The following is a 25177-nucleotide window of genomic DNA, read 5'->3' as shown; positions in this document are numbered from 1 at the left end:
TAGCACGGTGGCCATCGATATCGACCTGACCGACCACGTCGTGCTGGTGACCGGCGGTGTCCGCGGCGTCGGCGCCGGAATCAGCCGGGTCTTCCTGGCCGCGGGCGCCACCGTCGTGGCCTGCGCGCGGCGTCCGCCGGACGCGCCGATCGCGGTCGGGGAGCGCGCGGTCGAGTACCTGCCCGCCGACGTCCGGGATCCGGAATCCGTTGCGGCGCTGATCGAGGCGATCGTGGCGCGGTTCGGCAGGCTGGACCACCTGGTCAACAACGCGGGCGGCGCGCCCTTCGCGCTCGCCGCCGACGCCAGCGCGAGCTTCCACAGCAAGATCGTGGCGCTGAACCTGCTCGCCCCGCTGCAGCTCGCGCAGGCCGCGCAGGCGGTCATGCGGGACCAGCCGAGCGGCGGCACCATCACCAGCATCACCAGCGTGAGCGGGGTCCGGCCGTCGCCGGGCACCGCCGCCTACGGCGCCGCCAAGGCCGGGGTGGACAGCATGACCACCTCGCTCGCCGTGGAGTGGGCGCCGAAGGTGCGGGTGAACACGATCGTCGCGGGCCCGGTCGAGACCGAGCTGAGCGAACTGCACTACGGCGATGCCGACGGCGTCGCCGCGGTGGGCCGGACCATACCCATGGGCAGGCTGGCCAGCCCGGAGGACATCGGCCGCTGTGCCGTCTTCCTCGCCTCGCCGCTGGCGTCCTTCGTCACCGGCGCGGCGCTGCTGGTGCACGGCGGCGGCGAGCTGCCCGCCTTCCTCGGCGCCGCGACCACCGAACACCACGAGCAGCTGAGCTGACCAGGAGAAGGACGAGCATGAGCGAGCAGATCTGCGCCGGGCGCACCGTCATCGTCACCGGGGCCGGCCGCGGCATCGGCCGGGCGCACGCGCTGGCCTTCGCCGCCGCGGGCGCCAGGGTCGTGGTGAACGACCTCGGCTCGGCGCTGGACGGCGCCGCCACCGGCGAGACCCCGGCCGAGCAGGTGGTCTCCGAGATCCGCGCGGCCGGCGGCGAGGCCGTGGCGAACGGTGACGACGTCGCCGACTGGGCCGGTTCGCGCAACCTGGTGCACCAGGCCATCGACACCTTCGGCGGGCTCGACGTGCTGGTCAACAATGCCGGCTTCGTGCGCGACCGGATGCTGGTGAACCTGGCCGAGGACGAGTGGGACGCGGTGGTCCGGGTGCACCTCAAGGGCCATTTCGCGCCGCTGCGGCACGCCGCCGAGTACTGGCGCGGGGAGTCGAAGGCGGGGCGCGCGGTCGCCGCCCGCGTGATCAACACCAGCTCGGGGGCCGGGCTGCAGGGCTCGGTCGGGCAGGGCAACTACGGCGCCGCCAAGGCCGGGATCGCCGCGCTGACGCTCACCGCCGCGGCGGAATTCGGCCGCTACGGGGTCACCGTGAACGCCATCGCGCCCTCCGCCCGCACCCGGATGACCGAGACGGTCTTCGCGGAGATGATGTCCACCCAGGGCTCCGACTTCGACGCCATGGCGCCGGAGAACATCTCGCCGCTGGTGGTCTGGCTCGGCAGCCCGGAATCCGGCGATGTCACCGGGAAGATCTTCGAGGTCGAGGGCGGCAAGGTCGCGCTGGCCGACGGCTGGCGGCACGGCACCCCGATCGACAAGGGGCAGCGCTGGGATCCGGCGGAGCTCGGCCCGGTGGTTGCCAAACTGATTGCCGAATCGGTGCCGCAGGAGCCGGTCTACGGCGCCTGAGCCGATTTGGGCGAGCACCTTCCCAGTCGGTAGAGCCCGGCTATGATGGGCTCGCGTTCGCCCGAAACCCCTGACTGAAACAGCAGCAGGCCGCTGGGTCGAGCTCGTTTCAGGAGGGGAAGGCTGGCGCATGGCCGGTGGTCGTTCGGGACGTCCGATAGCAGTTGCTGCGGCTGTTGCTGTGATTGCGCTGTCAGTGCAGGTCGTCGCTCTTGCCGAGCCGTCCGAGACGGTTACCGCTACGCCCTCCGCGACCGCGACGCCGAGCGTGACGACGTCGGTCGCGCCGACCACCACGGCGTCTGTGCCAGACACTACCGAAGAGGTGCGGCCGTCGACGGTCACCGAGGAGGGGCCGTCGTCCACCGGCGTGTCGGTTAGCCGGACCGTCGAGGAGACGGTTGCCGAGGTGCCTCCGGTCGTGCAGAGCACGGCCGAGCCGGTGCGCACCACCGAGGCCGAGGTGGCGGGGACCACGACCGCCGTTCCGGCTGCGGTCGTGCCGCCGGTGCTGCTGGGGGCGGGGTCGGCCGGGCTCGGGTTGATGTTCGGTGGGTCGGCCGGGATCGGTTTCGGGGCAGGGGGTTCCGCCGGTGTGGGGCTCTCCGTTTCGGCGGGGCTCGAGCTTGGCGGGGTTGTCTCGGTCGGCGGCGTTGCCGGGGGTGACACGTCCGTGCCCTCCGGCTCCGCGGGCCCCATCGCGCTGGCTCCGGCCGCGATCATCTCCGCCGCGACGGCCCTCTCCCTCACCTCCGCTGTCCCGCTGCTCCTGCTCATTCCGATTCCCGCCCTCCCGGTGCTGTCCCAGCCCGGCGTCGAGCCGGTCGATCCGCAAGAGCCCGCTCCCGGCGAATCGGAGAGCCCCGGCACGCTCGGAGCGCCGGAACGCGCGGATGCCCCGGAGAGTCCGGGCGCGCCGGGTGGTGACAGCTCGGATTCCGACGACGGTGCGGACGCGTCGGGCGAGCCGGGCCCCTTCACAGCGCCGGGCGGCGATACGGATTCCGTCGACCGCCCAGCGGCACCGGGCGCCCCGGCCGCCCCGGACTCCGCCCCACCCGGCGCCTCGCCGGACCCGGCCGCCTCGCCGGACCCCGGCGCTTCGCCGAACCCTGGCGCTTCGCCGAACCCTGGCGCTTCGCCGAACCCCGGTACTTCGCCGAACCTTGGCGCCCCGCCGAGCCCCGGCGCTTTGCCGAACCCCGGCGCCTCGCCGAACGCCGCCCCACCCGGCACCCCGATCCCCATCGGCGCCCCGGAAAACGCCCCACCCGACGTCCGCACCTCCGCTGACGCCGACCCCCTCCCGTCGGCCCCGCTCCTCCCGGTACTCGGCGGCCTCGCCGCCATGGCCATGGCGGCCGCCGCCGCCGGCACCGTGAGCTTCCGCAGCGCCGCCGCGGCCCAGGCGCGCACCGACGCCGCCAGAGCCGAATTCTTCGGACCCGGAGCCCGCCGATGACCAGGACCCTCACCCGCTCGTACCGTCGCGTCGCGGCGGCGGTCGACGCCGTCTGCGCCGTCGCCGCCGACTCCGACGCCACCACCCTGGACGAGGTGGTGCACGCCATCGGCCGGGAGCGCGGCCGGGAGATCGAGATCACCAGCGCCCGGCTCGGGCCGGGCGTCTGCGGCCAGCGCCGCCGCTACCCGGAGCGCGACGTCATCGTGCTCGCCGAGGCGCTGCCCGGCCGCGACCACACGCTGGCCCACGAACTCGGTCACATCGTCTTCGCGCACGAGGGCGCCCCGGCCGAGGAGGTCACGCTGGCCGCCGGCGACGACCTCATCGCCTACATGCTCAGCCAGCGCTCGCACCAGGAGATCGTCGAGGACGGCGCGGACGAGCACGCCGAGTGGGAGGCCGAGACCTTCGCCGCCATGCTCATGACGCGGCTGCGCGTCTTCGCCAACCGGGGCGCGGGCGTCTCGGTCCTGCGATTCGACGAGGCACTCGGATGACGCCGTGGATCACCGCCCTGCTGGTCTGGATCGCCGCGGGCGCCCGGGTCGGGCGGGTGCTGGTCAAGCCGGCCACCACCGCGCGGGTGGCGATCGTGCTCGCGGTCGCCGCCGTCGCCGCCGCGGCGACCGTCGCGGTCCCGGAGATCGGGCTCGCGCTGGACAACGCGCTCCCCGGCGGGGTGCCCTCCGGGCTGCTCTCCGGCGCGCTGCACACCGCCGCCTGGATCGGCTTCGCCACCGCCACCTCGGTGGTGGCCTCGGCGGCCTGGCCGGTGGTCTCGCGCGGCAACCTGCGCCGCATCGCCGCGGGCATCTACGGCGTCGGCACCGGGGCCGCGGTGGTCACGCTCGCCTGGTCGACCACCTTCGGCTGGGCCGTCGTCGCGCTCGGCTGCCTGTTGATCGTGGTCACCGGGCTGCGCAACCTGGACTGGACCGCGCTCGGCCGCGGCATCGCGCTCTACACCGCCGGCACCGCCCTGATCGGGCTGCTGGCCGCCGCGGAGCTGCGCCGGGCCTGGGCTGGGGAGCCGGCGCGCGCGGCCGGTGCGGCGCTCCCGTTCGCCCGGCTGTGGGAGCTCGCGGGGCTGCTGATCGGGCTCGGCGCGGTCTGGATCGTGGTGGAGCTGTGGCTGCGTGCCCGGCTGCTCATGCGCCGCACGCACGCACTGCACAGCCTGCTGGTCCGCCGCTTTCCGCAGGTCGTGGCGCACGAGCAGTCGGCGTGGTCGACCCAGCTGCGCGCCTCCGACCAGATCACCCAGATCATGGATGCGCTCTACCTGCAGGCCGGGGGCGGGGCGCGGTTCGCCGCGGGCGGGCCGCCCGCCTCGGTGCCCGAACGGGCGGCCGCGGTCGCCCGCTGGGCGCGGGACCCGCGCGGCAGCGACGGGGTGGACGCGCGCTGGATCGCCCCGCCCGCCGGAATCAGCCCGCGCGGATGGGTGCGGGCGATTGCCCGCGCGTTCGAACCGGGGGGCGGCGCGCACGTTCGCGAATGATCGGATGAATCCGGGTGCCCGTAATTTCGGGGGCACTCGGGGGTCCGCTGGAGATTCGCCGATCGGACCGATGGGTCGGAATCACTGCCGTCCGGAAAGTCGGCGGAACCGCGCTATCCATCTGACGAGAATCTGTTTCGCTTCGCTCGTGCATTTTTGCGAATGCACGTGCAGATGAACGTTAAGCGCACACAGTGGACACCCGGATGTCCGGGAAGTGTCCCGGCGCGGGGCCGCCGCGTTGTGATAGCTCACAACGCGGCGCGGTGCGGCCCCCTGGACCGCACCGCGCCGCGTTGTCGTGGAACCCTATTCCGTCCCGTCCGGAGGAATTTCCGGTAGGCCCTCACTGGCTCGCAACTTCTCCGCCATGGAGGTGAGAAGGTTCTGCGATTCTTCGGAGAGGTCGAACGCCCGGCTCGACAGCCTGCGCAGCCCGTAGCCCTGGAGCTGCGACAGCAGCTCCAGGTCGTGGTCGATCTTGGCCGCGTAGATGTCGTTGAAGAAGTAGTCCGGCTTGACCTTGAAGAACTTGGCCAGTGCCGCCACCGTCTCGTCCGACGGGTTCGTCCGCTGCCCCGAGCGCAACTGCGACAGGTACGGTTTCGAGATCGGATGCCCGGAGGCTGTCAGCGCTGCCGCAACCTCCGCGTTGGTGTGCGGCTTGCGCCCCGGGGGATGCACGGTTTCGAACAGCTTGTTCAGCCGCGCCGCGAAATCAGCCATTGTGAGCCGCCCAATTCCCTTCGCTGTACTAAGAGAGGTTATCTCGGATACCTATCATTGATATTAGCGGCTCAGTAACTGAAAACCTACGCCTGATTGCGTATTTCCTGACGCCTCACGCCACTCCGTCGGCTGAAGTGGCTTCGAATCGACGTTTGCGGGTTGACGCGAGGGTCTCTGGGCGACCGGCACATGGCAACGGTTCTCGCCTGTCGGGCGAACGGTCGACTACGGACCGAAGTTCGCTCGAAAGTAGCTGATGTCTCATCTATTCCGGCCGGTTCCGTCACGTGTGGTGTACAACACGTTCTCGCCACTGGGAGATGAACGTTCAACGAAACCGACCGGAATCGACACTTCCGGGCTAGAGCCGCTCGATGATGGTGCCGGTGGCGAGCGCCCCGCCCGCGCACATCAGCACCATCGCGGTGCTCCCGCCGGTGCGCTCGAGCTCGTGCAAAGCCGTTGTGAGCAAACGGGATCCGGTCGAGCCGACCGGGTGCCCGATGGCGATCGCGCCGCCGTTCACATTGACCCGGTCGAAGTCGGGCTCGTGCACTCGCGCCCAGGAGAGCGCCACCGAGGCGAACGCCTCGTTGATCTCGAACAGGTCGAGATCGCCGATCTTCATCCCCGACTTCTCCAGCAACCGGGTGCAGGCCTGCACCGGGCCGTCCAGGTGGAACTCGGGCTCGGCGCCGACCACCACCTGGGTGACGATCCGGGCCCGCGGCCGCAGCCCGGCCCGCTCGGCGGCGGCCTGCTCCATGAGCAGCACGGCGGCGGCGCCGTCCGAGATCTGCGACGAGCTGCCCGCGGTGTGGATGCCGCCCTCCAGGACCGGCTTCAGCGCGGCCAGCCCCTCGGCGGTGGTCTCGCGCAGCCCCCCGTCCCGGTTTACCGTGAGGGTCTGCCCGGTGCGGTTGCCCTCCTTGTCCACTTCCGGCGCGGTCACCGTGAGGACCTCGCGGTCGAACCGGCCCTCGGCCCACGCCTGCGCGGCCAGCCGCTGCGAGCGCGCGCCGAACTCGTCGACGTCGGCTCGGGTGATGCCGCGCCGCTTGGCGATCCGCTCCGCCGCCTCGAACTGGTTGGGGAGGTCGATGGTCCAGGAGTCGGGACGGCGCGGGCCCGCGTTCTCGCCCACGTTGGCGCCGAGCGGAACCCGGCTCATGGCCTCCACCCCGCAGGCGAGGCCGATCTCGATGGCGTCCGCCGCGATCAGCCCGGCCACCAGGTGCGCGGCCTGCTGGGCCGAGCCGCACTGGGTGTCGATGGTGGTGGCGGCGGTCTGCCAGGGCAGCCCCTCGTTAAGCCACGCCACCCTGGTGATGTTGTTGGATTGCTCGCCTGCCTGGGTGACGCAGCCGCCGATGACCTGCTCCACCTGGCTCGGATCGACCCCGGCCCGCTGCAGAATGCCGCGCTGCGCGGCGCCCAGAAGCTCCGCGGCGTGTAAGCCGGAGAGCTGGCCGCGGCGCTTGCCGATCGGGGTACGGGCCGCTTCGACGATGACGGGAGTGCCCATCTCCACCCTTTCCTTCGGGATAAAAATGAAACGTGTTCACGCACTATGTGCTGTAATGAGTGTAGAACGTGTTTCAGTTTGTCGTTCGAGGACAGTGTCGAAGGAGACATCTGGTGGTAGACACACGGAACCGGCCGAACCTGCCGGAGGGCTTCGATGTGACCGACCCGGCCATCTACGCCGAGCGGGTTCCGGCCGCGGAATTCGCCGAGCTGCGGCGGGCTGCGCCGATCTGGTGGAACGAGCAGTCGCGCGAGGTCGGTGGGTTCCGCGACGGAGGGTTCTGGGTCGCCAGTAAGCACGCCGACGTCAAGGAGATCTCGCGCCGCAGCGACGTCTTCTCGACGCACGAGAACACCGCGATCCCGCGGTTCAACGACGACATCACCCGCGAGCAGATCGAGCTGCAGCGCTTCGTCCTGATCAACAAGGACGCGCCGGAGCACACCAAGCTGCGCAAGATCATCAGCCGCGGCTTCACCCCGCGGGTGATCAACGGGCTGCGCGAGGAGCTCTCCAACCGGGCCGAGCAGATCGTCAAGACCGCCGCCGAGCGCGGCACCGGCGACTTCGTCGAGCAGATCGCCTCGGAGCTGCCGCTGCAGGCCATCGCCGAGCTGATCGGCGTGCCGCAGGAGGACCGGATGAAGCTCTTCACCTGGTCCAACGAGATGACCGGGTACGACGACCCGGACATCGACGTCGACCCGGCCGCCTCCTCGGCGGAGATCCTCATGTACGCGTACCAGATGGCGGCGGATCGCAAGGCCAACCCGGCCAACGACATCGTCACCCAGCTCATCGAGGCGGATCTGGACGGCCACAAGCTCAGCGAGGAGGAGTTCGGCTTCTTCGTCATCATGCTGGCGGTGGCGGGCAACGAGACCACGCGCAATGCCATCACGCACGGCATGATGGCGTTCCTCGAGCACCCCGAGCAGTGGGAGCTGTTCAAGAAGAACCGCCCCGCCACGGCGGCCGACGAGATCATCCGCTGGGCCACGCCGGTGACCTCGTTCCAGCGCACCGCGCTGGAGGATGTCGAGCTGGGCGGGGTGGAGATCAAGAAGGGGCAGCGGGTGGTCATGCTGTACCGCTCGGCCAACTTCGACGAAGAGGTGTTCGAGAACGCCGACACCTTCGACATCACCCGCGACCCGAACCCGCACCTGTCGTTCGGCGGGACCGGGGCGCACTTCTGCATCGGCGCCAACCTGGCCCGGCTCGAGGTCGATCTGATCTTCAATGCGATCGCGGATCACCTGCCTGACATCAGCCGGGTCGGCGGGGAGAAGCGGTTGCGGTCCGGGTGGTTGAACGGGATCAAGCACCTGCCGGTGAACTACACGCCGTAGTTTTGCTGCTGAGAGGCCCCGCGGGTTGCCCCCGCGGGGCCTCTGCCGTATGTCGCCTGCTTCGTACGACAGCGCAAAGCCGGTCGGCGCGTACGCCGACCGGCTTTGCAAGTCCGCGGTCAGCCCGCGGGACGCGCGGTCTTCATGGCCCGGTCCACTTCCCAGAAGGCGCGCAGGGCGGCGATGCGCCCCTCGGCGTCGACGCGGTAGGTGAAGACGCCCTCGGCGTCGATGACGTGGCCGCCGAGGGTGGAGCGGATGAGCCCGGTGAAGGCGATCTCGCTCCCGCAGGCGAAGGAGTCGCCGAAGTGGAACTCGATGGCGTCGGTGGGGGCGATCGCCTTGTCCCAGAACGCGGCGATGGCCTCCGGCCCGTGGTGCCCCTTGCCCTCGGGATCGAAACCGGAGGGGCCGACCGGGTCCTCGACCACCCCGTCCGGGGCGAAGAGCGCGAGCCAGGCGTCCTTGTCGCGGGCCCGCACCGCCGCCTGCGAGGCCAGCCCGGCCTCGCGCGCGGTGCCGCTCACGAGGCGGCCACGATCGGGTCGGCGATGTACTCGGCGGCGAACTTCCGCATCGATTCCTGCTTGGCCTCGATGGGGCCGTCGAAGCCGATCCCATCGGCCAGCCAGGGCATGGTGATGGCGTCGGTGACCCCGGCATCGGCCAGATCCTGGTACCCGGCGCGCCCGAACTTGTCCACGCAGACCGCCTGGATCTCGAACGGATCATCGGCCCGGCCGTACTCGGCGCGCAGCTCGCGCAGCGTGCCGATGGTCGAGACCAGCTCGTCGTAGGTCATCATGGCCGAGGCCCACCCGTCGCCGACCTTCGCGGCCCGGCGCAGCGCCACCTTGGTGTGCCCGCCGATGTAGAACGGCACCGGCTCGCTCGGCGCGGGGCTGATCTGCAGCCGGTCGAAGTCGAAGAACTCGCCGTGGTACTCGACCATCCCGCCCGCCAGCACCAGCTTGATGACCTCGATCATCTCGTCCACCCGCGCGCCGCGGCGCTCGTACGGCACCCCGCACCACTCGAACTCCTCCGGCGCCCAGCCGATCCCGACGCCGAAGCCGAACCGGTTCCCGGAGAGGTTCGCCACCGAGCCGACCTGCCTGGCCAGCAGCAGCGGATTCCGCGACCCCAGCTTGAGCACATTGGTGTAGAAGCGCAGCGTGGAGGTGACCGCCGCCATCGCGGCGGTGGCGATGAGCGGATCCACCCACGGGGTGTCCGGGCCCCAGAACCGGCTGCCGTCCGCGGTGTACGGGTACTTCGCCGCCGCCGACTCCATGTAGAAGAGCGAGTCCGGCAGCGCGATCGAGGCGAAGCCGACCTCCTCGGCGGTCTTGGCCAGCGCGGGCAGCTGCTCCAGCGGGCTCAGCGCGATCCCGGCGGTGAACTTCAGCGGGGCGCTCACGCCGGACGCTCCGAGCCGACGACCCACATGGAGAAGTACTGCGAACCGCCGCCGTAGGCGTGGCCGAGCGCCTTGCGCGCGCCCGGCACCTGGTAGTCGCCCGCCCGGTCCATGACCTGCTTGGCCGCCTCGGCGAAGCGGATCATGCCGGAGGCGCCGATGGGGTTGGAGGAGAGCACGCCGCCGGAGGGGTTCACCGGCAGCTGGCCGCCGATCTCGGTCTCGCCCTTCTCGGTGAGCTTCCAGCCCTCGCCCGGCGCGGCGAAGCCCAGGTTCTCCAGCCACATGGGCTCGAACCAGGAGAACGGCACGTAGATCTCGGCCGCGTCGATCTCGGCCAGCGGGTCCTTGATCCCGGCGGCCTCCCAGAGCGCGGCGGCGGCGTCCCGCCCGGCCTGCGGGTTCACCTGGTCGCGGCCCGCGAAAGTGGTGGGCTCGGTGCGCATGGCGGTGCCGTGCACCCAGGCGACCTTGCGGCCGGTGGCCTCCACCGCCTCGGCGGCCTCGGCGTCGCCGATGACCAGCGCGCAGGCGCCGTCCGAGGAGGGGCAGGTCTCGTCGAAGCGGATCGGGTCCCAGAGCATCTGCGAGGCCAGCACCGACTCCACGGTGATGTCCGGCTGACGCAGGTGCGCGAGCGGATTCTTGGCGCCATTGCGCCGGTCCTTCGCCGCGACCATGGCGCCGATGTGCAGCGGCGCGTTGGAGCGGCGGATGTAGGAGCGCACGTGCGGGGCGAAGTACCCGCCCGCGCCGGCGCCGACCGGCATGGTGAAGGGCACCGGAATCGACAGCGCCCACATGGCATTCGACTCGGACTGCTTCTCCCAGGAGACCGCGAGCACCTTCCGGTGCACGCCCGCCTGCACGAGATTCGCCGCGACGACGCCGGTCGAGCCGCCCACCGAGCCCGCGGTGTGCACCCGGATCATCGGCTTGCCGACCGCGCCGAGCGCGTCGGCCATGTACAGCTCCGGCATCATGACGCCCTCGAAGAAGTCGGGCGCCTTGCCGACCACGACGGCGTCGATGTCGGCGATGGTGAGGCCGGAATCGGCGAGGGCGCGATCGATCGCCTCCCGGCACATGCCCGCCATGGACACGTCGGTGCGTTTCGTCACGTGATTGGTTTGACCGGTGCCGAGCACCGCGGCCGGGAAGCTCATCGGTTCTCCGATTCGATGACGGTGACCAGGTTCTGCTGCAGGGCGGGGCCGCTGGTGGCATGCGCCAGCGCCCGGTTCGCGGAGCCCGAGATGATCGCCTCGGCCGCGTAGCCGATGCGCTCCAGCCCGGCGGCGAACATGGGGTTGCCCGCCAGCGCGCCGCCGGAGGGGTTGATCCTGGTCTCCGGCTTCAGCCCGATGGCGTCGGCCAGGATCAGCTGCTGGTGGCTGAACTGCGCGTGCAGCTCGGCGACGTCGAAGCCGGCGGTGTCGCCGCCGGTGACGGCTTGCGCGGCCGCGGTGGTGGACGGCGAGACGGTGAGGTCGCGGACGCCGAAGGCCTGCGGGTCGATGCGGTGCGCCATGCCGGTGATCCAGGCCGGGCGCTCGCAGAGCTCGCGGGCCCGGTCGCCGACGGCGAGCACGACGGCGGCGGCGCCGTCGGTCACCGGCGCGACATCGTGCGCGCGGAACGGGTTGGCGGTGTACGGATTCGCCAGCAGGGCATCGACATCGCCGTCGGCGCCCGCGGCGACGGCGGCCATGTCGCGCTCGGACCAGCGCCCGGCGTCCAGCCCGGCGCGCGCCTGCAGCCCGGCCACCGAGACGGCGTCCGGCCAGAGCGGCCCGACCAGGTACGGGTCCAGCTGCATGGTGAGGGTCCGGCGCAGCGTGCCCGCGGAGGACTTGCCGAAGCCGTAGACCAGGGCGGTCTGCGCCTGACCGGAGCGGAGCTTCACCCAGGCCTCGTAGAGCGCCCAGGCGGCGTCCATCTCCACGTGCGACTCGTTGATCGGCGGCACCGCGCCGATCGAGTCCACCGCGGAGATGAAGGAGAAGGCACGCCCGGCCAGCCAGTCGGAGGAGCCGGAGCACCAGAAGTCGATGTGCGACTTGTCGATTCCGAGCCGGTCGTAGAGCTTCTGGAAGATCGGCACCAGCATCTCCACGCCGTTCGTGGTGCCGAAGGTCTCGGGCACGTGCGGGGCGTGGGCGAAGCCGACGACTGCGATGTCGGTGGCGTGGTCGGTCACGGTTGGCCTCACAGGTGGTGTTTGTAGGTCTCGTAGTCGGCGTCCGGTTCGCCGCTGGGCCGGAAGTGGTCCACGTTCTCCAGCCCGTGGCCCCACTCCTCGCGCGGCTTCCAGACCGCCTCCACCCGCATGCCCATCCGCACCTCGCTCGCGTCGCAGCCGAGCACCAGGTGCAGCACGGGGATGTCGGCGCCGTCCAGCAGCACGTAGGCCGCGACGTACGGCGGCTTGATCCGCTGCCCGAGGAAGGGCACGTTGACGATGCAGAAGGTGGTGACGGTGCCCCTGTCGCTGAGCTCCACCATGTCGTCGGTGGGGATGCCGTCGGTCGGGCTGGCGCCGCGCGGCGGGAAGTACACCTTGCCATTGGCGTCGGTGCGGCCGCCGATGAGCTTGCCCTCGGCCAGCCCGCGCAGGTAAACCGTTTCCTGAGGAGAGGCGGTGTGGTTGTAGTGCAGCTCCACCGGCGTGGTCAGGATGGTCACCGGCTCGGCGTCCGCGGTGCCGGCGGCGGGCTCGGCGTCCTCGCCGGGCACGAAGTGCGCGATGTCCTGGATCGAGCCGGTGCGCTCGGCCGCCCACCGCGCCCGGACCCGCAGGCCGGTGCTGATGTCGTCCGCGCTCGGCACGTCGACCGCGTGCAGCAGGGCGGTGTCGGCGCCGTCCAGCTTGATCAGCGCCCAGGCGAAGGGCCGGTCGAACGGCTGGCCGGGCAGCGGGTCGCTCACCCAGCTCCACGACGTGACGGTGCCGACCTCGGCCACGTCGACGAACTCGGTCAGCGGCTCGCTGGTGACCGGGTCGAACTCGGCCGGTGGCACCAGCACCCGGCCGTCCGAGCCGCGGATACCGGTGATCCGGCCGGCGCGCAGCCCGCCGAGGAAGGCGCCGATGATCGGGCCCGCCGATCTGGTGTAGTCGAATCGCACCCGCAGGGGCGCGCTGAGTACGTCGGGCGCGTTGTCCGGATCATTGCCGGGTGCGGCCGCGACGACGGCGGAAGCAGTATTCCCCTGAGTCACGATATCGAGTAGAACAGGTTCTTATTCTGCTGGCAAGCAGTTGGCCGGAAAGGGAGTCGATCATGAAGTTCGGACTGCAGCTCGGGTACTGGATGGCCGCCCCGCCCGCCAATGCCGGGGAGATGGTGACGGCGGCCGAGGAGGCCGGGTTCGACGCGGTGTTCGCCGCCGAGTCCTGGGGCTCGGATGCCTTCGGCCCGCTCGCCTGGTGGGGCTCGCGGACCAGCCGGGTGCGGCTCGGCACCTCGGTGGTGCAGCTCTCCGCGCGCACCCCCACCTCCACCGCCATGCACGCGCTCACCCTGGACCACCTGAGCGGCGGCCGGGCGGTGCTCGGGCTCGGCGTCTCCGGCCCGCAGGTGGTGGAGGGGTGGTACGGCCAGCCGTTCGCCAAGCCGTTGCAGCGCACCAGGGAGTACGTCGATATCGTGCGCCAGGTGCTGGCCCGCGAGGCGCCGGTGACCAGCGCGGGCCCGCACTACCCGCTGCCCTACGACGGCCCCGGCGCCTCCGGGCTCGGCAAGCCGCTCAAGCCGATCACGCACCCGCTGCGCGCGGATCTGCCCATCTGGCTGGGCGCGGAGGGGCCGAAGAACGTCGCGCTCACCGCCGAGATCGCGGACGGCTGGCTAGCTATCTACTACGCGCCCCGGCTCGCCGGGATGTACAACGAGTGGCTGGACGAGGGGTTCGCCCGCGCGGGCGCCCGGCGTTCGCGGGCCGACTTCGAGATCGCCGCCAGCTGCCAGGTGGTGGTCACCGACGACGCCGCGGCCGAGATCGAGCGCATGCGCTGGGTGATGTCGCTCTACATCGGCGGCATGGGCGCGCCGGAGCTCAACTTCCACGCCCAGGTGTACCGGCGCATGGGCTACGACCGCGAGGTCGACGAGATCACCGAGCTCTTCCGGGCCGGGAAGAAGGCCGAGGCCGCCGCCGCGGTGCCGGACGAGATGATCCTCGACACCGCCATTATCGGCGACGAGGACCACGTGCGCGCGCAGCTCCCGGTCTGGGAGAAGGCCGGCGTCACCATGCTCCTGATCTCGGTGCCGGACCTGGAGTCCATGCGCCGGATCGCCCCCCTCGTGCAGGGGTAGAACTCGTTCTAGAAATCAGGCGGGCTCCCGCAGCTCCGGCGGGAGCCCGAAGAGCGGGAAGAGCCGGTCGGTGTCGAGGAAGAAGTTGAGCCCGGCGACCGCGCCGCCATCCAGCTCCAGCACGGTGATCGACCACGGCTTCCAGAGCCCCGGCTCGCCGCTCGGCTTGTAGTGGCCGAAGGCGGGCAGGCCGTTGGCGCCGGCCAGCCGCACCATGCGGGAATCGCGGCAGGCGGCGCCGTGCCCGAGCATGAAGGCGGCGACATCCTCCGGCCCGGAGACCCACAGCTCCAGCGGCGGCATGGAGAGCGCCACGTCGGTCTTGAGCAGCGTGGTGAGCGTGTCCATGTCGTAGGCCTCGAAGGCGGCGACGAAATCGTCGACCAGCTTGCGCTGCTGCTCGTTCGCTTCGTCGTACTCGTCGGTCTCGGCCGGGGTCACCTTGGACATGGTGGCGCGGGCCCGCTGCAGCGCGCTGTTCACCGAGGCGGGCGACATGGTGAGCGCCTGCGCCGTCTCGTTGGCGGAGAAGCGGAGCACCTCGCGCATGATCAGGATGGCGCGCTGGGTGGCCGGAAGATGCTGACAGGCCGCGACGAAGGCGAGCCGCAGCGTGTCCTTGGTGCTGGCGTGCTCGGCCGGGTCGGCGCCGAAGGCCAGCGCGTTCGGGATGGGCTCGATCCAGACGTAATCCGGCTGCGGGGCGGGCAGCGTGGAATCCGGGCGGGAGGGCCCGTTCATATCCATCGGCCTGGCCCGGCGCTGCGGGCCGTCCAGCATGTCCAGGCAGACATTGGTCGCGATCCGGTACAGCCAGGAGCGCAGGCTGGCCCGCCCCTCGAAGGAGCCGTAGGACTTCCAGGCGCGGGTGAAGGTCTCCTGCACCGCGTCCTCGGCCTCGAAGGAGGAGCCGAGCATGCGGTACGCGTAGGCGCAGAGTTCGCGCCGGTGCCCTTCGAAGGCGGTGAGCACCTCCGGGGTGACACCGGCGCTGTGAGCAGCGGTGGGGGTCTCCATGGGCTCACCCTGCCACAGCCCTCCGACAGTGTTGAGCCCCGAAATTCCGCGCGATGATTTCCGCCGCGCCGTGGCGTCTTTCCTGGTGACCCCCGAACGCACCACGTCAGGAGGCCACCGTGGCCAGCAAGATGATCTTCGTGAACCTGCCCGTCGCCGATCTGCCGCGCGCCAAGCGCTTCTACGAGGCGCTCGGCTGGAAGGTGAACGAGGACTTCACCGACGCCAACGCGTCCTGCATCGTGATCGACGACAATATCTGCCTCATGCTGCTGACCAGGGAGTACTTCCAGACCTTCGGCAAGCGGCCGACCGCGGACACGGTGGCCGCCCGCGCCGCCTCGTACGCGCTCGCGCTCGGCAGCGCGCAGGAGGTGGACGCGCTCGTCGACGCCGCGCTCGCGGCGGGGGCCACCGAGGAGGTCGACGAGACCAAGAAGGCGGAGGAGGCGGAGGTCGGCATGTACGGCCGCAACTTCATCGACCTCGACGGCCACACCTGGGAGCCGTTCTGGATGGAGCACCCGGGCGCGGAGTAGCCCGCCGAGCGGCCACCCGACCCGGCGCACTCCGCGCCGCGGTGGCTGCGCGCCCGGCCCCGGGGGTGCCCCGCCAGCCCCCCGGCGTGCCGGGCGCGGGACGCCTATTCGCCCGTGAAGACTGCCTTCCGCTTCTCCGCGAAGGCGCGCGGCCCCTCCTTGGCGTCCTTGGTCTTGAAGACCGCCATCCCGACCTCGCCGTCGATCTTGAACGCCTCGTCCTCCGGCATGCCCTCGGTCTCCCGGATGGTGCGCAGGATGGCCTGCACCGCCAGCGGGCCGTTCCCGGCGATCACGTCGGCGATCTCCAGCGCCTTGTCCAGGGCACTACCGTCCGGCACGACGTAACCGATCAGCCCGATCTCCTTCGCCTCCGCGGCCTTCAGGTGCCGCCCGGTGAGCAGGATGTCGGCCGCGACGGTGTACGGCAGCTGGCGCACCAGCCGCACCGCCGACCCGCCCAGCGGGTACAGCCCCCAGCGCGCCTCGGAGACCCCGAACTTGGCGCTCTCACCCGCGATCCGGATATCGGTGGCCTGCAGGATCTCGGTGCCGCCCGCGATGGCCGCCCCCTCCACCGCCGCGATCAGCGGCTTGCGCAGCCGGCGCCCCTTGAGCAGCGCGGGCAGCGTGGTGGCGTCGAAGCCGCCGGTGAAGGTCTCGCCGGGGTGCTGCTTGGTCATGCCCTTGAGATCGGCGCCCGCGCAGAAGGCGCCGCCCGCGCCGGTCAGGATCGCCACCCGGATCTCCGGATCCTCGTCCACCCGGTCCCAAGCATCGAGCATGATGCCCATCATCTCGGTGGTGAGCGCGTTCCGCGCCTCGGGCCGATTCAAGGTGACGATGAGGACATGGTCCCGCTGCTCGACGAGGCACTGCGCCATATCGGGTTCTCCTGACTTCTGAGGCTTGTCAGAAACAGTAACACGTTCTATTTTTAGCTCTGTGAGCTACAACATAGCGGATCTCGTCGAACACGCCATCGATCTCATGCCGGACCGGATCGCCCTGGTCGACGGCGCCCGGGAGATCAGCTACGCCCAGTTGGAGGAGCGGGCCAACAAACTCGCTCACCACCTGCTCGAACAGGGCGTGCGTCCGGGTGACAAAGTCGGCATCTACTCGCGGAACACGATCGAGGCCATCGAGGCCATGGTCGCGGTTTTCAAGGCGCGGGCGGTGATGATCAACGTCAACTACCGCTACGTCGAGAACGAGTTGCAGCACATCTTCGAGAACTCGGACATGGTCGCGCTCGTGCACGAGCGGCGCTACGGCGACAAGGTCGCGGCCGTCCGGGCCCGGGTGCCCGCGCTGCGCTCGCTCGTCGTGGTGGAGGACGGCACCGACACCCCGTACCCGGATGGCGCGGTCGAGTACGAGGCCGCGCTGGCCGCGGCGAGCGGCGAGCGGGACTTCGGCGAGCGCTCGCCGGACGACATCTACATGCTCTACACCGGAGGCACCACCGGCCTGCCGAAGGGCGTCATGTGGCGCCAGGAGGACGTGTGGCGGGTGCTCGGCGGCGGCATCAACTTCCTGACCGGCGAGTACGTCAAGACCGAGACCGAGCTGGCCGAGCAGGGCGCCGCGAACCCGGGGATGACCCGGTTCCCGATCCCGCCGATGATCCACGGCGGCTCGCAGTGGGCCTCGTTCCAGAGCCTGTTCAGCGGCGGCAAGCTGGTGATGATCCCGGAGTTCAGCGGGCACGGGGTCTGGCAGCAGATCGACCGGCACACCATCAACGTCGTCTTCATCACCGGCGACGCCATGGCGCGGCCCATGCTGGACGCGCTGATCGAGGGCAACCCGGAGACCGGGAAGCCGTACGAGCACTCCGCGCTCTACGCGCTGGCCAGCTCGGCGGCGCTGTTCTCGCCCAGCCTCAAGGACAAGTACCTGGAGCTGCTGCCGAACACCATGATCACCGACTCCATCGGCTCGTCGGAGACCGGTTTCGCCGGGCTCAGCGTGGTCGCCAAGGGCAGCGCCTCGGACGGCGGGCCGCGGGTCAAGATCGACGCCTCCACCTCGGTGCTCGGCGAGGACGGCAAGCCGGTGGTCCCCGGCTCCGGCCAGATCGGCATCCTGGCGCGCAAGGGGCACATCCCGCTCGGCTACTACAAGGACGAGGTCAAGACCGCCGCGACCTTCCGGGAGTACGACGGCGTGCGCTACTCCATCCCCGGCGACTACGCGCGGGTGGAGGAGGACGGCTCGGTCACCATGCTCGGCCGCGGCTCGGTGAGCATCAACTCCGGCGGCGAGAAGATCTTCCCCGAGGAGGTCGAGGGGGCGCTCAAGGCGCACCCGGATGTCTTCGACGCCCTGGTGGTCGGGGTCGCGGACGAGCGCTGGGGTCAGCGCGTGGTCGCCGTGGTGCAGCCGCGCGACGGGGCGCGGCCGACCCTGAGTGAGCTGCACCCGACGATGTGCGAGACCATCGCCAGGTACAAGTTGCCGCGCAGCCTGTGGTTCGTGGACGAGATCAAGCGGTCGCCGGCCGGTAAGCCGGACTACCGCTGGGCCAAGGATCAGACCGAGGCAAGGCCCGCCGACGAGCACGCCGAGGCGAGCACCGGTAAGTAGGGGCTTTCGACGGGTCGTCGCGCGGGGACGCGCGGCGGCCCGTCGCTGTTGTGTGGAGGGTGAGATGGATCTTCCGTGGGCGTTCTTCGAGCGCACCGCCGAGCGGGTGTTCACGCCGCTGGCCATGGCGGCCAGCGCCTGGTCGCCGGACATGGTGAACGGCCCCGCGCTCTGCGGGCTGCTCGCCGAGTGTCTGGATCGGGAGTACGGCGCGCCGGAGTTCGTGCCCGCCCGGCTCACCGTCGACCTCTTCCGCCCCACCCTGCGCAAGCCGGTGGAGCTCACCACCAGCGCGGCCCGCACCGGCCGCCGGATCGTGGTCGCCGACGCCGAGCTGCGCCAGGAGGGCCAGGTGGTGGCGCGGGCCAGCGCGGTCTTCCTGCGCCGCTCCGAGCAGCCGCCCGGCGCGCTCTGGACCCGCGCCGAGCAGCCCGCGCCGCCGCCCGCCGCGCTGCGCGCCGGGCCGGCCACGCACATCTGGGGTAGCGACGCGCACCCGGCCGGGTGGAGCCCGGAGCTCGGCGAGCACCAGAACGACAGCCGGAAACGCTGCTGGCAGGAGCCGGTCCCGGTGCTGCTCGACGAGCCGGCCGGCCCCTTCGCCGCCGCGGCGATCATCGGGGAGTCCACCAGCCTCATGACGAACTGGGGGAGCGAGGGGGTCGGGTTCATCAACGGTGATCTGACGCTCGCCCTCGCCCGGTTGCCGCGCGGGACGTCGATCGGGGTCGAGGCGGACAACCACATCGCGGTCGATGGAGTCTCGGTCGGCACCGCGACGCTCTTCGACGCCGACGGGGTCTTCGGCAGCTGCATCGTCACCGCCGTCGCGAATCCGGCGGCGCAGGTGGATTTCTCGCGGGACAACGAGGCGGTGGACGCGCGGCGCAAAGCCGCGGCCGAGCGGCGGGGCGCGTGAGCCGGTTTCACCCCTGGTGATCCGGCTTCGCTCTCCCGGGTGGTACCGCGCGGTGCCATCGGCTGCATGGCCGGCTTGAACATCCGCTTCTCGGACGACGAACTCGATGCGCTGCGGCAGCGTGCCGAGGCCGAGGGAACAAGCGTGCAGCAGTTCGTGCGCAACGCGGTGATCACCGCGATCAGCGAGCGGGCGCGGATCTTCAACGAGGCAGCGGATCATGTCCTCCGGGCGAGTGAGGAGCTCAACCGGAGGCTGGCTTGACCGAGTACCTCACGCTGCCCGAGCTGCTCGGCCTCGCGAAGCGGCTCGGGACGCCGGACGTCCGCGACTACGGCCTGCTCGATTCGGCACTGGTGTACCTGCACCTCAACGGGCACCCGCTGGACGCCGCGTTCCACGTCGACCGAGCCGAGCGTTTCGTGCTGGCCGTCTGCCAAGGCGAACTCGACGTCCCGGCTATCGCGGCAGCGTTGCCGAGCTTCGCCGCGACCCCCTAGATCGCCGCGATATCCGCGCGCTCGGCGAAGAGCGCGCCGATGGCGCGGAGGTGGTCGGTGGCGCCGCCGAGGGCGAACTCGTTGTGCTTGGCGGCGATGAAGTAGCTCTGCACGATGTGGTCGCGGTCGATGCCGACACCGCCGTGCACGTGCACCACGGTGTGCGCGACCCGGTGCCCGGCCTCGGCGGCCCAGAACTTGGCGGTGTGCACCGCACCGGCCGCGTCCAGCCCCTCGGCGAGCTGCCAGGCGGCCTGAGTGACGGCGAGGCGCAGCCCCTGGACGTCGATGTAGGCGTCGGCGAGCCGCTGGGCGACGGCTTGAAAGCTGCCGACCGGCTTGCCGAACTGCTCGCGCTCGCGGGCGTACCCGGCGACCAGCTCCAGCGCCCGCTCCAGGGTGCCGAGCTGCAGCGCGGCGAGCCCGAGCCAGGCGCGCAGCCGCAGCCAGTCGAGGATGCGCGCGCCGTCGTCCAGGGCGCCGACCAGCTCGGCGGGGGCGCCGTCGAGCGCGACCAGGTACTCCGGGCTGCGGTCGACCACCAGCTGCTGGGTGATGGTGACGCCGGACCCCGCGGGGTCGACCAGCGCGACGGCGACCGAATCGCCCACCGCGACCGGCACCAGGATCCGCTCCGCCTGCGCCGCGAACGGCACCGTGATCAGCTCCCCGGTCACCGTCAGCGCGTCACCGGCGGCGACCCCGGTGGCGGCGGGAGCCGCACCCCAGTTCCGCTCCTCGGCCAGCGCGACGGTGAGCAGCGCCCGCCCGGCCAGCTCGCGCTGCGCCCCGGAGCCGAACTCGGCGAGCGCGCCGGCCCCGAGCACCGCGGACCACAGGTACGGCACCGCGGCCACGTGCTTGCCCAGTTCACGCAGCACCGCGGTCTGCTCCAGCACGCCGAAACCATTGCCGCCCGCCGCCTCCGGCAGCGTCGCGGCAGGTACTCCGGCCTCGGTCAGCGCCGCCCAGAGCGGCTCGTCGAAGCGCACGGCGGCGGTGTCGAGTTCGCGCAGCCGGTCGGCGGTGACGAGCTTGCCGCAGACCTCCGCGGTCAGCTTGCCCAGGTCCTGCTGCGCCTCGGTGGGGGTGAAATCCATGATTCATCGACCTCTTCGGGAAAGTTCAGCGGGCGGCGGCGGGCTGGCGCAGCGCGGTCATGGCGATGATGTCGCGCTGGATCTCATTGGTGCCGCCGCCGAAGGTGAGGATGAGCGCGGCCCGGTGCATGCGCTCCAGCCGCCCGCGCAGCACCGCGCCGGGGGAGTCCTGGCGCAGGTACGCCTGCGGGCCGAGCACCTCCATGAGCAGCCGGTACGCCTCGGTGGAGAGCTCGGTGCCGTAGACCTTGCAGGCCGAGGCGTCCCACTGCCGCGGCGCGGCGTCGCCACCGGCATCGGCCCGGCTGGAGATCTCCCAGTTCAGCAGCTTGAGGTGCTCGACCTTGGCGTGCACCCGCGCCAGATTGAGCTGCACCCACTCCTGGTCGATCACCCGGCTGCCGTCCCGCGAGGTGGTCTCCCGCGCCCACTCGACGGTCTGTCGCAGCGCGAGCTGCAGCGCCGCGGCGGAGGTGAGCGCCACCCGCTCGTGGTTGAGCTGGTTGGTCACCAGCGACCAGCCGCCGTTCTCCTCGCCCACCCGGGAACTCACCGGAACGCGGACGTCCTGGTAGTAGGTGGCGCTGGTGTCCGGGCCCGCCATGGTGTGCACCGGCGTCCAGGAGAAGCCATCGGCCGTGGTCGGCACGATGAGCATCGAGATGCCCTTGTGCTTGCGGGCACTCGGGTCGGTGCGCACGGCCAGCCAGATGTAGTCGGCGTAGGCGATCAGGCTGGTCCACATCTTCTGGCCGTTGATCACGTAGTCGTCGCCGTCGCGCACCGCGGCGGTGCGCAGCGAGGCCAGGTCGGTGCCTGCCCCCGGCTCGGAGTAGCCGATGGCGAAGTGCAGCTCGCCCGCCGCGATCTTGGGCAGGAAGAACTTCTTCTGCTCGTCGGTGCCGTAGTGCATGATCGTCGGCGCCACCGAGTTGATGGTCAGGAAGGGCACCGGCGCGCCGGCGATGGCGGCCTCGTCGGTGAAGATGAGCTGATCCAGGATCGGCCGGTTCTGGCCGCCGAACTCCTCCGGCCAGCCGAGCGCGAGCCAGCCGTCCCTGCCCATCTCGGCGACGACCTCGCGGTAGACATTGCCCTCGCCGTACTCGCCGGTCTGCGCGCTCAGCGCCGCCCGGCGCTCGGGGGTGATCAGCTTCGCGAAGTAGGCGCGGAGCTCGGCGCGGAGTTGTTCCTGTTGCGGCGTGTACGCGATGCGCATCGGCAGAACCTCATACTCGGATCGGTCGAGGAGAGCCACTCGAGGGGCTTCGACGGGAATGGATTGACCCGATCATTGCATATCGGCTGAAACATGTTCCAGTATTGATCCACGACCCGGATCGGATCCGGCGCGCGAGCCGCAGCCCCGGCAGAGGAGAACCCGATGAAGATCAATCTGGATACCGACCAGTGTGAAGCGAACGGCGTCTGCGTCGGAATCGCCCCCGACGTGTTCGAACTCGACGATGACGACTACCTGCACATCCACGGCGACGAGGTGGCCGAGGCCGATCGGCCCGCGGTGCAGGAGGCGGTGGCGCAGTGCCCCAAGGCCGCGCTGCGGCTCTCCTGAGAATTGCTTGCGGTGAACTGGAACACGTTCTAAAGTCGGCGCCGTGAGCGAAGCAGAACCGATCCTGGCGGGGCGAGTGGCCATCGTGACCGGCGCGGGCGCCGGGCTCGGCAGGGCCGAGGCGCTCGCCCTTGCCGCCGCGGGCGCTTCGGTCGTGGTCAACGACCTGAGCGAGAACGAAGCGGTGGCCGAGACGCTGGCCGCCATCCGGGCGCTCGGCGCCAAGGCCGAGTTCGTGGCGGGCAGCATCGCCGAGCGGGACACCGCCGACGCGCTGATCGCCATTGCCGACGAGGCCTTCGGCGGGCTGGACATCGTGGTCAACAATGCCGGGATCACCCGGGACCGCATGCTGTTCAACATGTCCGACGAGGAGTGGGACGCGGTGATCGCGGTGCACCTGCGCGGCCACTTCCTGCTCACCCGCAACGCGGGCGCCTACTGGCGCGGCAAGTCCAAGGCGGCGGGCGCGCCGGTGTACGGGCGGATCGTCAACACCTCCTCCGAGGCCGGGCTGCTCGGCCCGGAGGGGCAGGCGAACTACGGCGCCGCCAAGGCGGGCATCACCGCGCTGACGCTCTCGGCGGCGCGCGGCCTGGCCCGGTTCGGCGTGCGCGCCAATGCCATCTGCCCGCGCGCCCGCACCGCCATGACGGCGGCGGTCTTCAGCGACGCGCCGGCCGACGGTGTCGATCCGCTGGCGCCCGAGCACGTGGCCCGGCTGGTGACCTATCTTTCCTCGCCCGCCGCGGAGGCGGTGAGCGGTCAGGTGTTCGTGGTGTACGGCCCGATGGTGGCGCTGATGGCGGCGCCGGAGGTCGAGCAGCGGTTCGACGCGGCCGGCTCGGAGTGGTCGGACGCGGGACTGGCCGAGACACTCGGCGCCTACTTCGCCGAGCGCCCCGAGGGGCGTACTTTCTCCGCCAAGTCGCTGAACGACCTGGGCTGATAGCCGTCCGGTCACGGAACCGCGGTATTGATCACCTGTCCAGGACTGTTGATCGCGGCGGCCACGCAGGGTAGACATGGGATTGCGCTGTGGGGTGCCTCACAGACACCTGTCCGGTTCTGAATAGACACTCGTTACAATTTCAACCCCGTAATTGGAGGAAATCAGCACTTCAAAGTGCTGAAATCCCCCTTCGACCGGGGTGAACATGTTCTAATCATGCGAAGCAGGGTCGAGCAAGGAGGATCGCCGATGAACCCCGTCCTTGCTGTGCCCCTCAGGGCCGTCGGGGGATTCTTCGAACTCACCGCCGATGTCGGGCGCGCGGCCTTCCGCCGCCCGTTCCAGGCGCGGGAGTTCATCGATCAGTCCTGGTTCATAGCCAGGGTGTCGCTGGTGCCGACGCTGCTGGTCGCCATTCCGTTCACGGTGCTGGTCAGCTTCACGCTGAACATCCTGCTGCGCGAGATCGGCGCCGCCGACCTGAGCGGTGCCGGTGCCGCGTTCGGCTCGGTGACCCAGGTGGGGCCGATCGTCACCGTGCTCATCGTGGCAGGCGCCGGCGCCACCGCGATCTGCGCCGACCTCGGCGCCCGCACCATCCGCGAGGAGATCGACGCCATGCGGGTGCTCGGCATCGATCCGGTGCAGCGCCTTGTGGTTCCGCGCGTGCTGGCCTCGATGTTCGTGGCGCTCATGCTGAACAGCCTGGTCTGCACGATCGGCATCGCGGGCGGCTTCCTCTTCTCGGTCTTCCTGCAGGACGTGAACCCGGGCGCCTTCGTCAACGGGATCACGCTGCTCACCCACCTGCCCGAGCTGATCATCTCCGAAATCAAGGCGGGGCTCTTCGGGCTGATCGCCGGGCTGGTCGCCTGCTACCTCGGGCTGAACGTCAAGGGCGGCCCGAAGAGCGTGGGCGACGCGGTGAACCAGACGGTCGTCTTCGCCTTCATGGCCCTGTTCGTGGTGAACGTCGTGGTCACCGCGGCCGGCATCAAGTTCACGGTGCGGTGACGCCATGGCCTTCGTGATCCAGTCCCGCTTCCCGCGCACCGTCCGGCGGCTGCGCCGCAGCTCGGATTCGCTCGACGCCATCGGCAAGCAGGCCGTCTTCTATATGCAGGCGCTGGCCTCGGTGCCGCGCGCGCTCACGCACTACCGCACCGAGACCATCCGGTTGATCGCCGAGATCAGCATGGGCACCGGCGCGCTCGCGGTGATCGGCGGCACGGTGGTGATCGTCGGGTTCCTGACGCTCTTCGCCGGCGGCACCATCGCGGTGCAGGGCTACAGCTCGCTCGGCAATATCGGCGTCGAGGCGCTGACCGGCTTCTTCGCCGCCTTCATCAATGTGCGGATCGCGGCGCCGGTGATCTCCGGCATCGGGCTGGCCGCCACCATCGGCGCCGGCTCCACCGCGCAGCTCGGCGCCATGCGGGTGGCCGAGGAGATCGACGCGCTGGAATCCATGGCGATCCGGCCGGTGCCGTACCTGATCGGCACCAGGGTGCTGGCCGGGATGATCGCGATCATCCCGCTCTACGCGCTCGCGGTGATCGCCTCCTTCGTGGCCAGCCGCTTCGCCACCGTGGTGATCTACGGGCAGTCGGCGGGCGTCTACGACCACTACTTCTCCACGTTCCTGATCCCCAGCGACATCCTCTGGTCCTTCGCGCAGGCCATCTTCATGGCGCTCGCGATCATGCTGATCCACACCTACTACGGCTACACCGCGGCGGGCGGCCCGGTCGGGGTCGGCATCGCGGTCGGCAATGCCGTGCGCACCTCGCTGGTCGCGGTGGTCTCGGTGACGCTGCTGATCTCGCTGGCGATCTACGGAACCTCCGGCAACTTCCATCTCTCGGGGTGACGCGGACGATGACGACGCAGCAACGCGCGGCCGAGCCGGGCCGGGGCGCCCGGTTCCGGGAGCGGTACGGGCT

27 protein-coding genes are annotated in these 25177 nt (G+C 70.7%); 16 read left to right on the top strand and 11 right to left on the bottom strand.

The genetic code is table 11. The features are described from left to right. Positions 1-7: 7 nt before the first annotated feature. The 5 genes from AB0H71_RS14285 to AB0H71_RS14265 all read left to right on the top strand — a co-directional run bounded on the left by AB0H71_RS14285 (position 8) and on the right by AB0H71_RS14265 (position 4691). Positions 8-799 (top strand): SDR family oxidoreductase, encoded by a 792-nt coding sequence (locus AB0H71_RS14285; protein ID WP_357019701.1) that lies wholly within the window; start codon positions 8-10, stop codon positions 797-799. Between the two features lie 17 nt (positions 800-816). Next, positions 817-1725, top strand: coding sequence for an SDR family oxidoreductase (locus AB0H71_RS14280; RefSeq protein WP_357019699.1), 909 nt, complete (start codon positions 817-819; stop codon positions 1723-1725). A 181-nt stretch (positions 1726-1906) separates the two neighbouring features. Further along, the gene (locus tag AB0H71_RS14275; RefSeq protein ID WP_357019697.1) at positions 1907-3187 is read left to right on the top strand and encodes a hypothetical protein; all 1281 of its coding nucleotides are present in this window, start codon (positions 1907-1909) and stop codon (positions 3185-3187) included. Next, the gene (locus AB0H71_RS14270) at positions 3184-3687 is read left to right on the top strand and encodes an ImmA/IrrE family metallo-endopeptidase (protein ID WP_357019694.1); all 504 of its coding nucleotides are present in this window, start codon (positions 3184-3186) and stop codon (positions 3685-3687) included. The genes AB0H71_RS14275 and AB0H71_RS14270 overlap by 4 nt, the downstream gene beginning before the upstream one ends. Beyond that, the gene (locus AB0H71_RS14265; RefSeq protein WP_357019692.1) at positions 3684-4691 is read left to right on the top strand and encodes a hypothetical protein; all 1008 of its coding nucleotides are present in this window, start codon (positions 3684-3686) and stop codon (positions 4689-4691) included. Before AB0H71_RS14270 ends, AB0H71_RS14265 begins: the two co-directional genes overlap by 4 nt. A 309-nt stretch (positions 4692-5000) precedes the next feature. Here the strand turns inward: AB0H71_RS14265 and AB0H71_RS14260 are convergent, their stop codons facing one another. Next, entirely contained in the window at positions 5001-5417 is a 417-nt protein-coding gene (locus AB0H71_RS14260) for a helix-turn-helix domain-containing protein (protein WP_011207048.1), read from the bottom strand. 364 nt (positions 5418-5781) lie between these two features. Continuing rightward, positions 5782-6945 carry a steroid 3-ketoacyl-CoA thiolase gene (locus AB0H71_RS14255; protein WP_357019690.1) on the bottom strand — a complete coding sequence of 388 codons (1164 nt, stop codon included), beginning with the start codon at positions 6943-6945 and terminating at the stop codon, positions 5782-5784. A 113-nt stretch (positions 6946-7058) separates the two neighbouring features. On the opposite strand from AB0H71_RS14255, the gene AB0H71_RS14250 reads away from it, so the two are divergent. Beyond that, entirely contained in the window at positions 7059-8300 is a 1242-nt protein-coding gene (locus AB0H71_RS14250; protein WP_357019687.1) for a cytochrome P450, read from the top strand. A 119-nt stretch (positions 8301-8419) separates the two neighbouring features. Here AB0H71_RS14250 and AB0H71_RS14245 read toward each other — a convergent pair whose 3' ends face one another. The 5 genes from AB0H71_RS14245 to AB0H71_RS14225 are packed head-to-tail and all read right to left on the bottom strand — an operon-like array spanning position 8420 to position 12855. Beyond that, complete coding sequence (locus AB0H71_RS14245; RefSeq protein ID WP_357019684.1) at positions 8420-8827, bottom strand: nuclear transport factor 2 family protein; 408 nt, start codon at positions 8825-8827, stop codon at positions 8420-8422. Beyond that, positions 8824-9708 carry a TIGR03619 family F420-dependent LLM class oxidoreductase gene (locus tag AB0H71_RS14240; RefSeq protein ID WP_357020378.1) on the bottom strand — a complete coding sequence of 295 codons (885 nt, stop codon included), beginning with the start codon at positions 9706-9708 and terminating at the stop codon, positions 8824-8826. Before AB0H71_RS14240 ends, AB0H71_RS14245 begins: the two co-directional genes overlap by 4 nt. An 8-nt stretch (positions 9709-9716) precedes the next feature. Then, entirely contained in the window at positions 9717-10886 is a 1170-nt protein-coding gene (locus tag AB0H71_RS14235) for a thiolase domain-containing protein (RefSeq protein WP_357019682.1), read from the bottom strand. Then, positions 10883-11932 carry a thiolase domain-containing protein gene (locus AB0H71_RS14230; RefSeq protein ID WP_357019681.1) on the bottom strand — a complete coding sequence of 350 codons (1050 nt, stop codon included), beginning with the start codon at positions 11930-11932 and terminating at the stop codon, positions 10883-10885. The genes AB0H71_RS14235 and AB0H71_RS14230 overlap by 4 nt, the downstream gene beginning before the upstream one ends. Next, positions 11929-12855: an OB-fold domain-containing protein gene (locus AB0H71_RS14225; protein ID WP_357020375.1), complete on the bottom strand. Its 927-nt coding sequence runs from the start codon at positions 12853-12855 to the stop codon at positions 11929-11931. Before AB0H71_RS14225 ends, AB0H71_RS14230 begins: the two co-directional genes overlap by 4 nt. 149 nt (positions 12856-13004) lie before the next feature. On the opposite strand from AB0H71_RS14225, the gene AB0H71_RS14220 reads away from it, so the two are divergent. Next, entirely contained in the window at positions 13005-14042 is a 1038-nt protein-coding gene (locus AB0H71_RS14220) for an LLM class F420-dependent oxidoreductase (RefSeq protein WP_357019680.1), read from the top strand. Positions 14043-14057: 15 nt separating this feature from the next. Here AB0H71_RS14220 and AB0H71_RS14215 read toward each other — a convergent pair whose 3' ends face one another. Further along, positions 14058-15059 carry a sigma-70 family RNA polymerase sigma factor gene (locus tag AB0H71_RS14215; protein WP_357019678.1) on the bottom strand — a complete coding sequence of 334 codons (1002 nt, stop codon included), beginning with the start codon at positions 15057-15059 and terminating at the stop codon, positions 14058-14060. 119 nt (positions 15060-15178) lie between these two features. On the opposite strand from AB0H71_RS14215, the gene AB0H71_RS14210 reads away from it, so the two are divergent. Next, on the top strand, positions 15179-15598 hold the full coding sequence (locus tag AB0H71_RS14210; RefSeq protein ID WP_357019675.1) for a VOC family protein: 420 nt from the start codon (positions 15179-15181) through the stop codon (positions 15596-15598). 104 nt (positions 15599-15702) lie between these two features. Here AB0H71_RS14210 and AB0H71_RS14205 read toward each other — a convergent pair whose 3' ends face one another. Continuing rightward, positions 15703-16482 carry a crotonase/enoyl-CoA hydratase family protein gene (locus AB0H71_RS14205; protein ID WP_357019672.1) on the bottom strand — a complete coding sequence of 260 codons (780 nt, stop codon included), beginning with the start codon at positions 16480-16482 and terminating at the stop codon, positions 15703-15705. A gap of 61 nt (positions 16483-16543) precedes the next feature. Between AB0H71_RS14205 and AB0H71_RS14200 the strand changes: the two genes are divergently transcribed. The 4 genes from AB0H71_RS14200 to AB0H71_RS14185 all read left to right on the top strand — a co-directional run bounded on the left by AB0H71_RS14200 (position 16544) and on the right by AB0H71_RS14185 (position 19609). After that, complete coding sequence (locus AB0H71_RS14200) at positions 16544-18190, top strand: acyl-CoA synthetase (RefSeq protein ID WP_357019669.1); 1647 nt, start codon at positions 16544-16546, stop codon at positions 18188-18190. A gap of 64 nt (positions 18191-18254) precedes the next feature. Next, complete coding sequence (locus tag AB0H71_RS14195) at positions 18255-19109, top strand: acyl-CoA thioesterase domain-containing protein (RefSeq protein WP_357019666.1); 855 nt, start codon at positions 18255-18257, stop codon at positions 19107-19109. A gap of 66 nt (positions 19110-19175) precedes the next feature. Further along, positions 19176-19373, top strand: coding sequence for an antitoxin Phd (locus AB0H71_RS14190; RefSeq protein WP_357019664.1), 198 nt, complete (start codon positions 19176-19178; stop codon positions 19371-19373). Next, positions 19370-19609: a hypothetical protein gene (locus tag AB0H71_RS14185; protein ID WP_357019661.1), complete on the top strand. Its 240-nt coding sequence runs from the start codon at positions 19370-19372 to the stop codon at positions 19607-19609. Before AB0H71_RS14190 ends, AB0H71_RS14185 begins: the two co-directional genes overlap by 4 nt. On the opposite strand, the gene AB0H71_RS14180 is transcribed toward AB0H71_RS14185, so the two are convergent. Together AB0H71_RS14180 and AB0H71_RS14175 are read right to left on the bottom strand one after the other, a co-directional pair. After that, positions 19606-20709, bottom strand: coding sequence for an acyl-CoA dehydrogenase family protein (locus tag AB0H71_RS14180; RefSeq protein ID WP_357019658.1), 1104 nt, complete (start codon positions 20707-20709; stop codon positions 19606-19608). The genes AB0H71_RS14185 and AB0H71_RS14180 overlap by 4 nt on opposite strands. A gap of 25 nt (positions 20710-20734) precedes the next feature. Further along, positions 20735-21928 carry an acyl-CoA dehydrogenase family protein gene (locus AB0H71_RS14175; protein ID WP_357019655.1) on the bottom strand — a complete coding sequence of 398 codons (1194 nt, stop codon included), beginning with the start codon at positions 21926-21928 and terminating at the stop codon, positions 20735-20737. Between the two features lie 165 nt (positions 21929-22093). Between AB0H71_RS14175 and AB0H71_RS14170 the strand changes: the two genes are divergently transcribed. The 4 genes from AB0H71_RS14170 (at position 22094) to AB0H71_RS14155 (ending at position 25104) form a co-directional block, all read left to right on the top strand. Next, positions 22094-22282, top strand: a complete 189-nt coding sequence (locus tag AB0H71_RS14170) for a ferredoxin (protein WP_357019652.1) — start codon at positions 22094-22096, stop codon at positions 22280-22282. A 43-nt stretch (positions 22283-22325) separates the two neighbouring features. Continuing rightward, positions 22326-23231, top strand: coding sequence for a 3-oxoacyl-ACP reductase (locus AB0H71_RS14165; RefSeq protein ID WP_357019650.1), 906 nt, complete (start codon positions 22326-22328; stop codon positions 23229-23231). 252 nt (positions 23232-23483) lie between these two features. Then, positions 23484-24248 carry an ABC transporter permease gene (locus AB0H71_RS14160; protein WP_357019647.1) on the top strand — a complete coding sequence of 255 codons (765 nt, stop codon included), beginning with the start codon at positions 23484-23486 and terminating at the stop codon, positions 24246-24248. A 4-nt stretch (positions 24249-24252) separates the two neighbouring features. Beyond that, positions 24253-25104 (top strand): ABC transporter permease, encoded by an 852-nt coding sequence (locus AB0H71_RS14155; RefSeq protein ID WP_357019645.1) that lies wholly within the window; start codon positions 24253-24255, stop codon positions 25102-25104. Positions 25105-25177: the final 73 nt, after the last annotated feature.

Origin of the sequence: Nocardia sp. NPDC050697 (genome assembly GCF_040654395.1) — a bacterium.
Classification (GTDB): Bacteria; Actinomycetota; Actinomycetes; order Mycobacteriales; family Mycobacteriaceae; genus Nocardia.
Note: the sequence above shows the minus strand (reverse complement) of the source record. Positions and strands in the feature narration are given on the sequence as shown.

Coding starts and splice junctions, on each gene's coding strand:
- AB0H71_RS14280 (WP_357019699.1), top strand. CDS start 817: ATGAGCGAGCAGATCTGCGCCGGGCGCACCGTCATCGTCACCGGGGCC.
- AB0H71_RS14270 (WP_357019694.1), top strand. CDS start 3,184: ATGACCAGGACCCTCACCCGCTCGTACCGTCGCGTCGCGGCGGCGGTC.
- AB0H71_RS14265 (WP_357019692.1), top strand. CDS start 3,684: ATGACGCCGTGGATCACCGCCCTGCTGGTCTGGATCGCCGCGGGCGCC.
- AB0H71_RS14260 (WP_011207048.1), bottom strand. CDS start 5,417: ATGGCTGATTTCGCGGCGCGGCTGAACAAGCTGTTCGAAACCGTGCAT.
- AB0H71_RS14255 (WP_357019690.1), bottom strand. CDS start 6,945: ATGGGCACTCCCGTCATCGTCGAAGCGGCCCGTACCCCGATCGGCAAG.
- AB0H71_RS14235 (WP_357019682.1), bottom strand. CDS start 10,886: ATGAGCTTCCCGGCCGCGGTGCTCGGCACCGGTCAAACCAATCACGTG.
- AB0H71_RS14220 (WP_357019680.1), top strand. CDS start 13,005: ATGAAGTTCGGACTGCAGCTCGGGTACTGGATGGCCGCCCCGCCCGCC.
- AB0H71_RS14215 (WP_357019678.1), bottom strand. CDS start 15,059: ATGGAGACCCCCACCGCTGCTCACAGCGCCGGTGTCACCCCGGAGGTG.
- AB0H71_RS14205 (WP_357019672.1), bottom strand. CDS start 16,482: ATGGCGCAGTGCCTCGTCGAGCAGCGGGACCATGTCCTCATCGTCACC.
- AB0H71_RS14195 (WP_357019666.1), top strand. CDS start 18,255: ATGGATCTTCCGTGGGCGTTCTTCGAGCGCACCGCCGAGCGGGTGTTC.
- AB0H71_RS14190 (WP_357019664.1), top strand. CDS start 19,176: ATGGCCGGCTTGAACATCCGCTTCTCGGACGACGAACTCGATGCGCTG.
- AB0H71_RS14180 (WP_357019658.1), bottom strand. CDS start 20,709: ATGGATTTCACCCCCACCGAGGCGCAGCAGGACCTGGGCAAGCTGACC.
- AB0H71_RS14175 (WP_357019655.1), bottom strand. CDS start 21,928: ATGCGCATCGCGTACACGCCGCAACAGGAACAACTCCGCGCCGAGCTC.
- AB0H71_RS14170 (WP_357019652.1), top strand. CDS start 22,094: ATGAAGATCAATCTGGATACCGACCAGTGTGAAGCGAACGGCGTCTGC.
- AB0H71_RS14160 (WP_357019647.1), top strand. CDS start 23,484: ATGAACCCCGTCCTTGCTGTGCCCCTCAGGGCCGTCGGGGGATTCTTC.
- AB0H71_RS14155 (WP_357019645.1), top strand. CDS start 24,253: ATGGCCTTCGTGATCCAGTCCCGCTTCCCGCGCACCGTCCGGCGGCTG.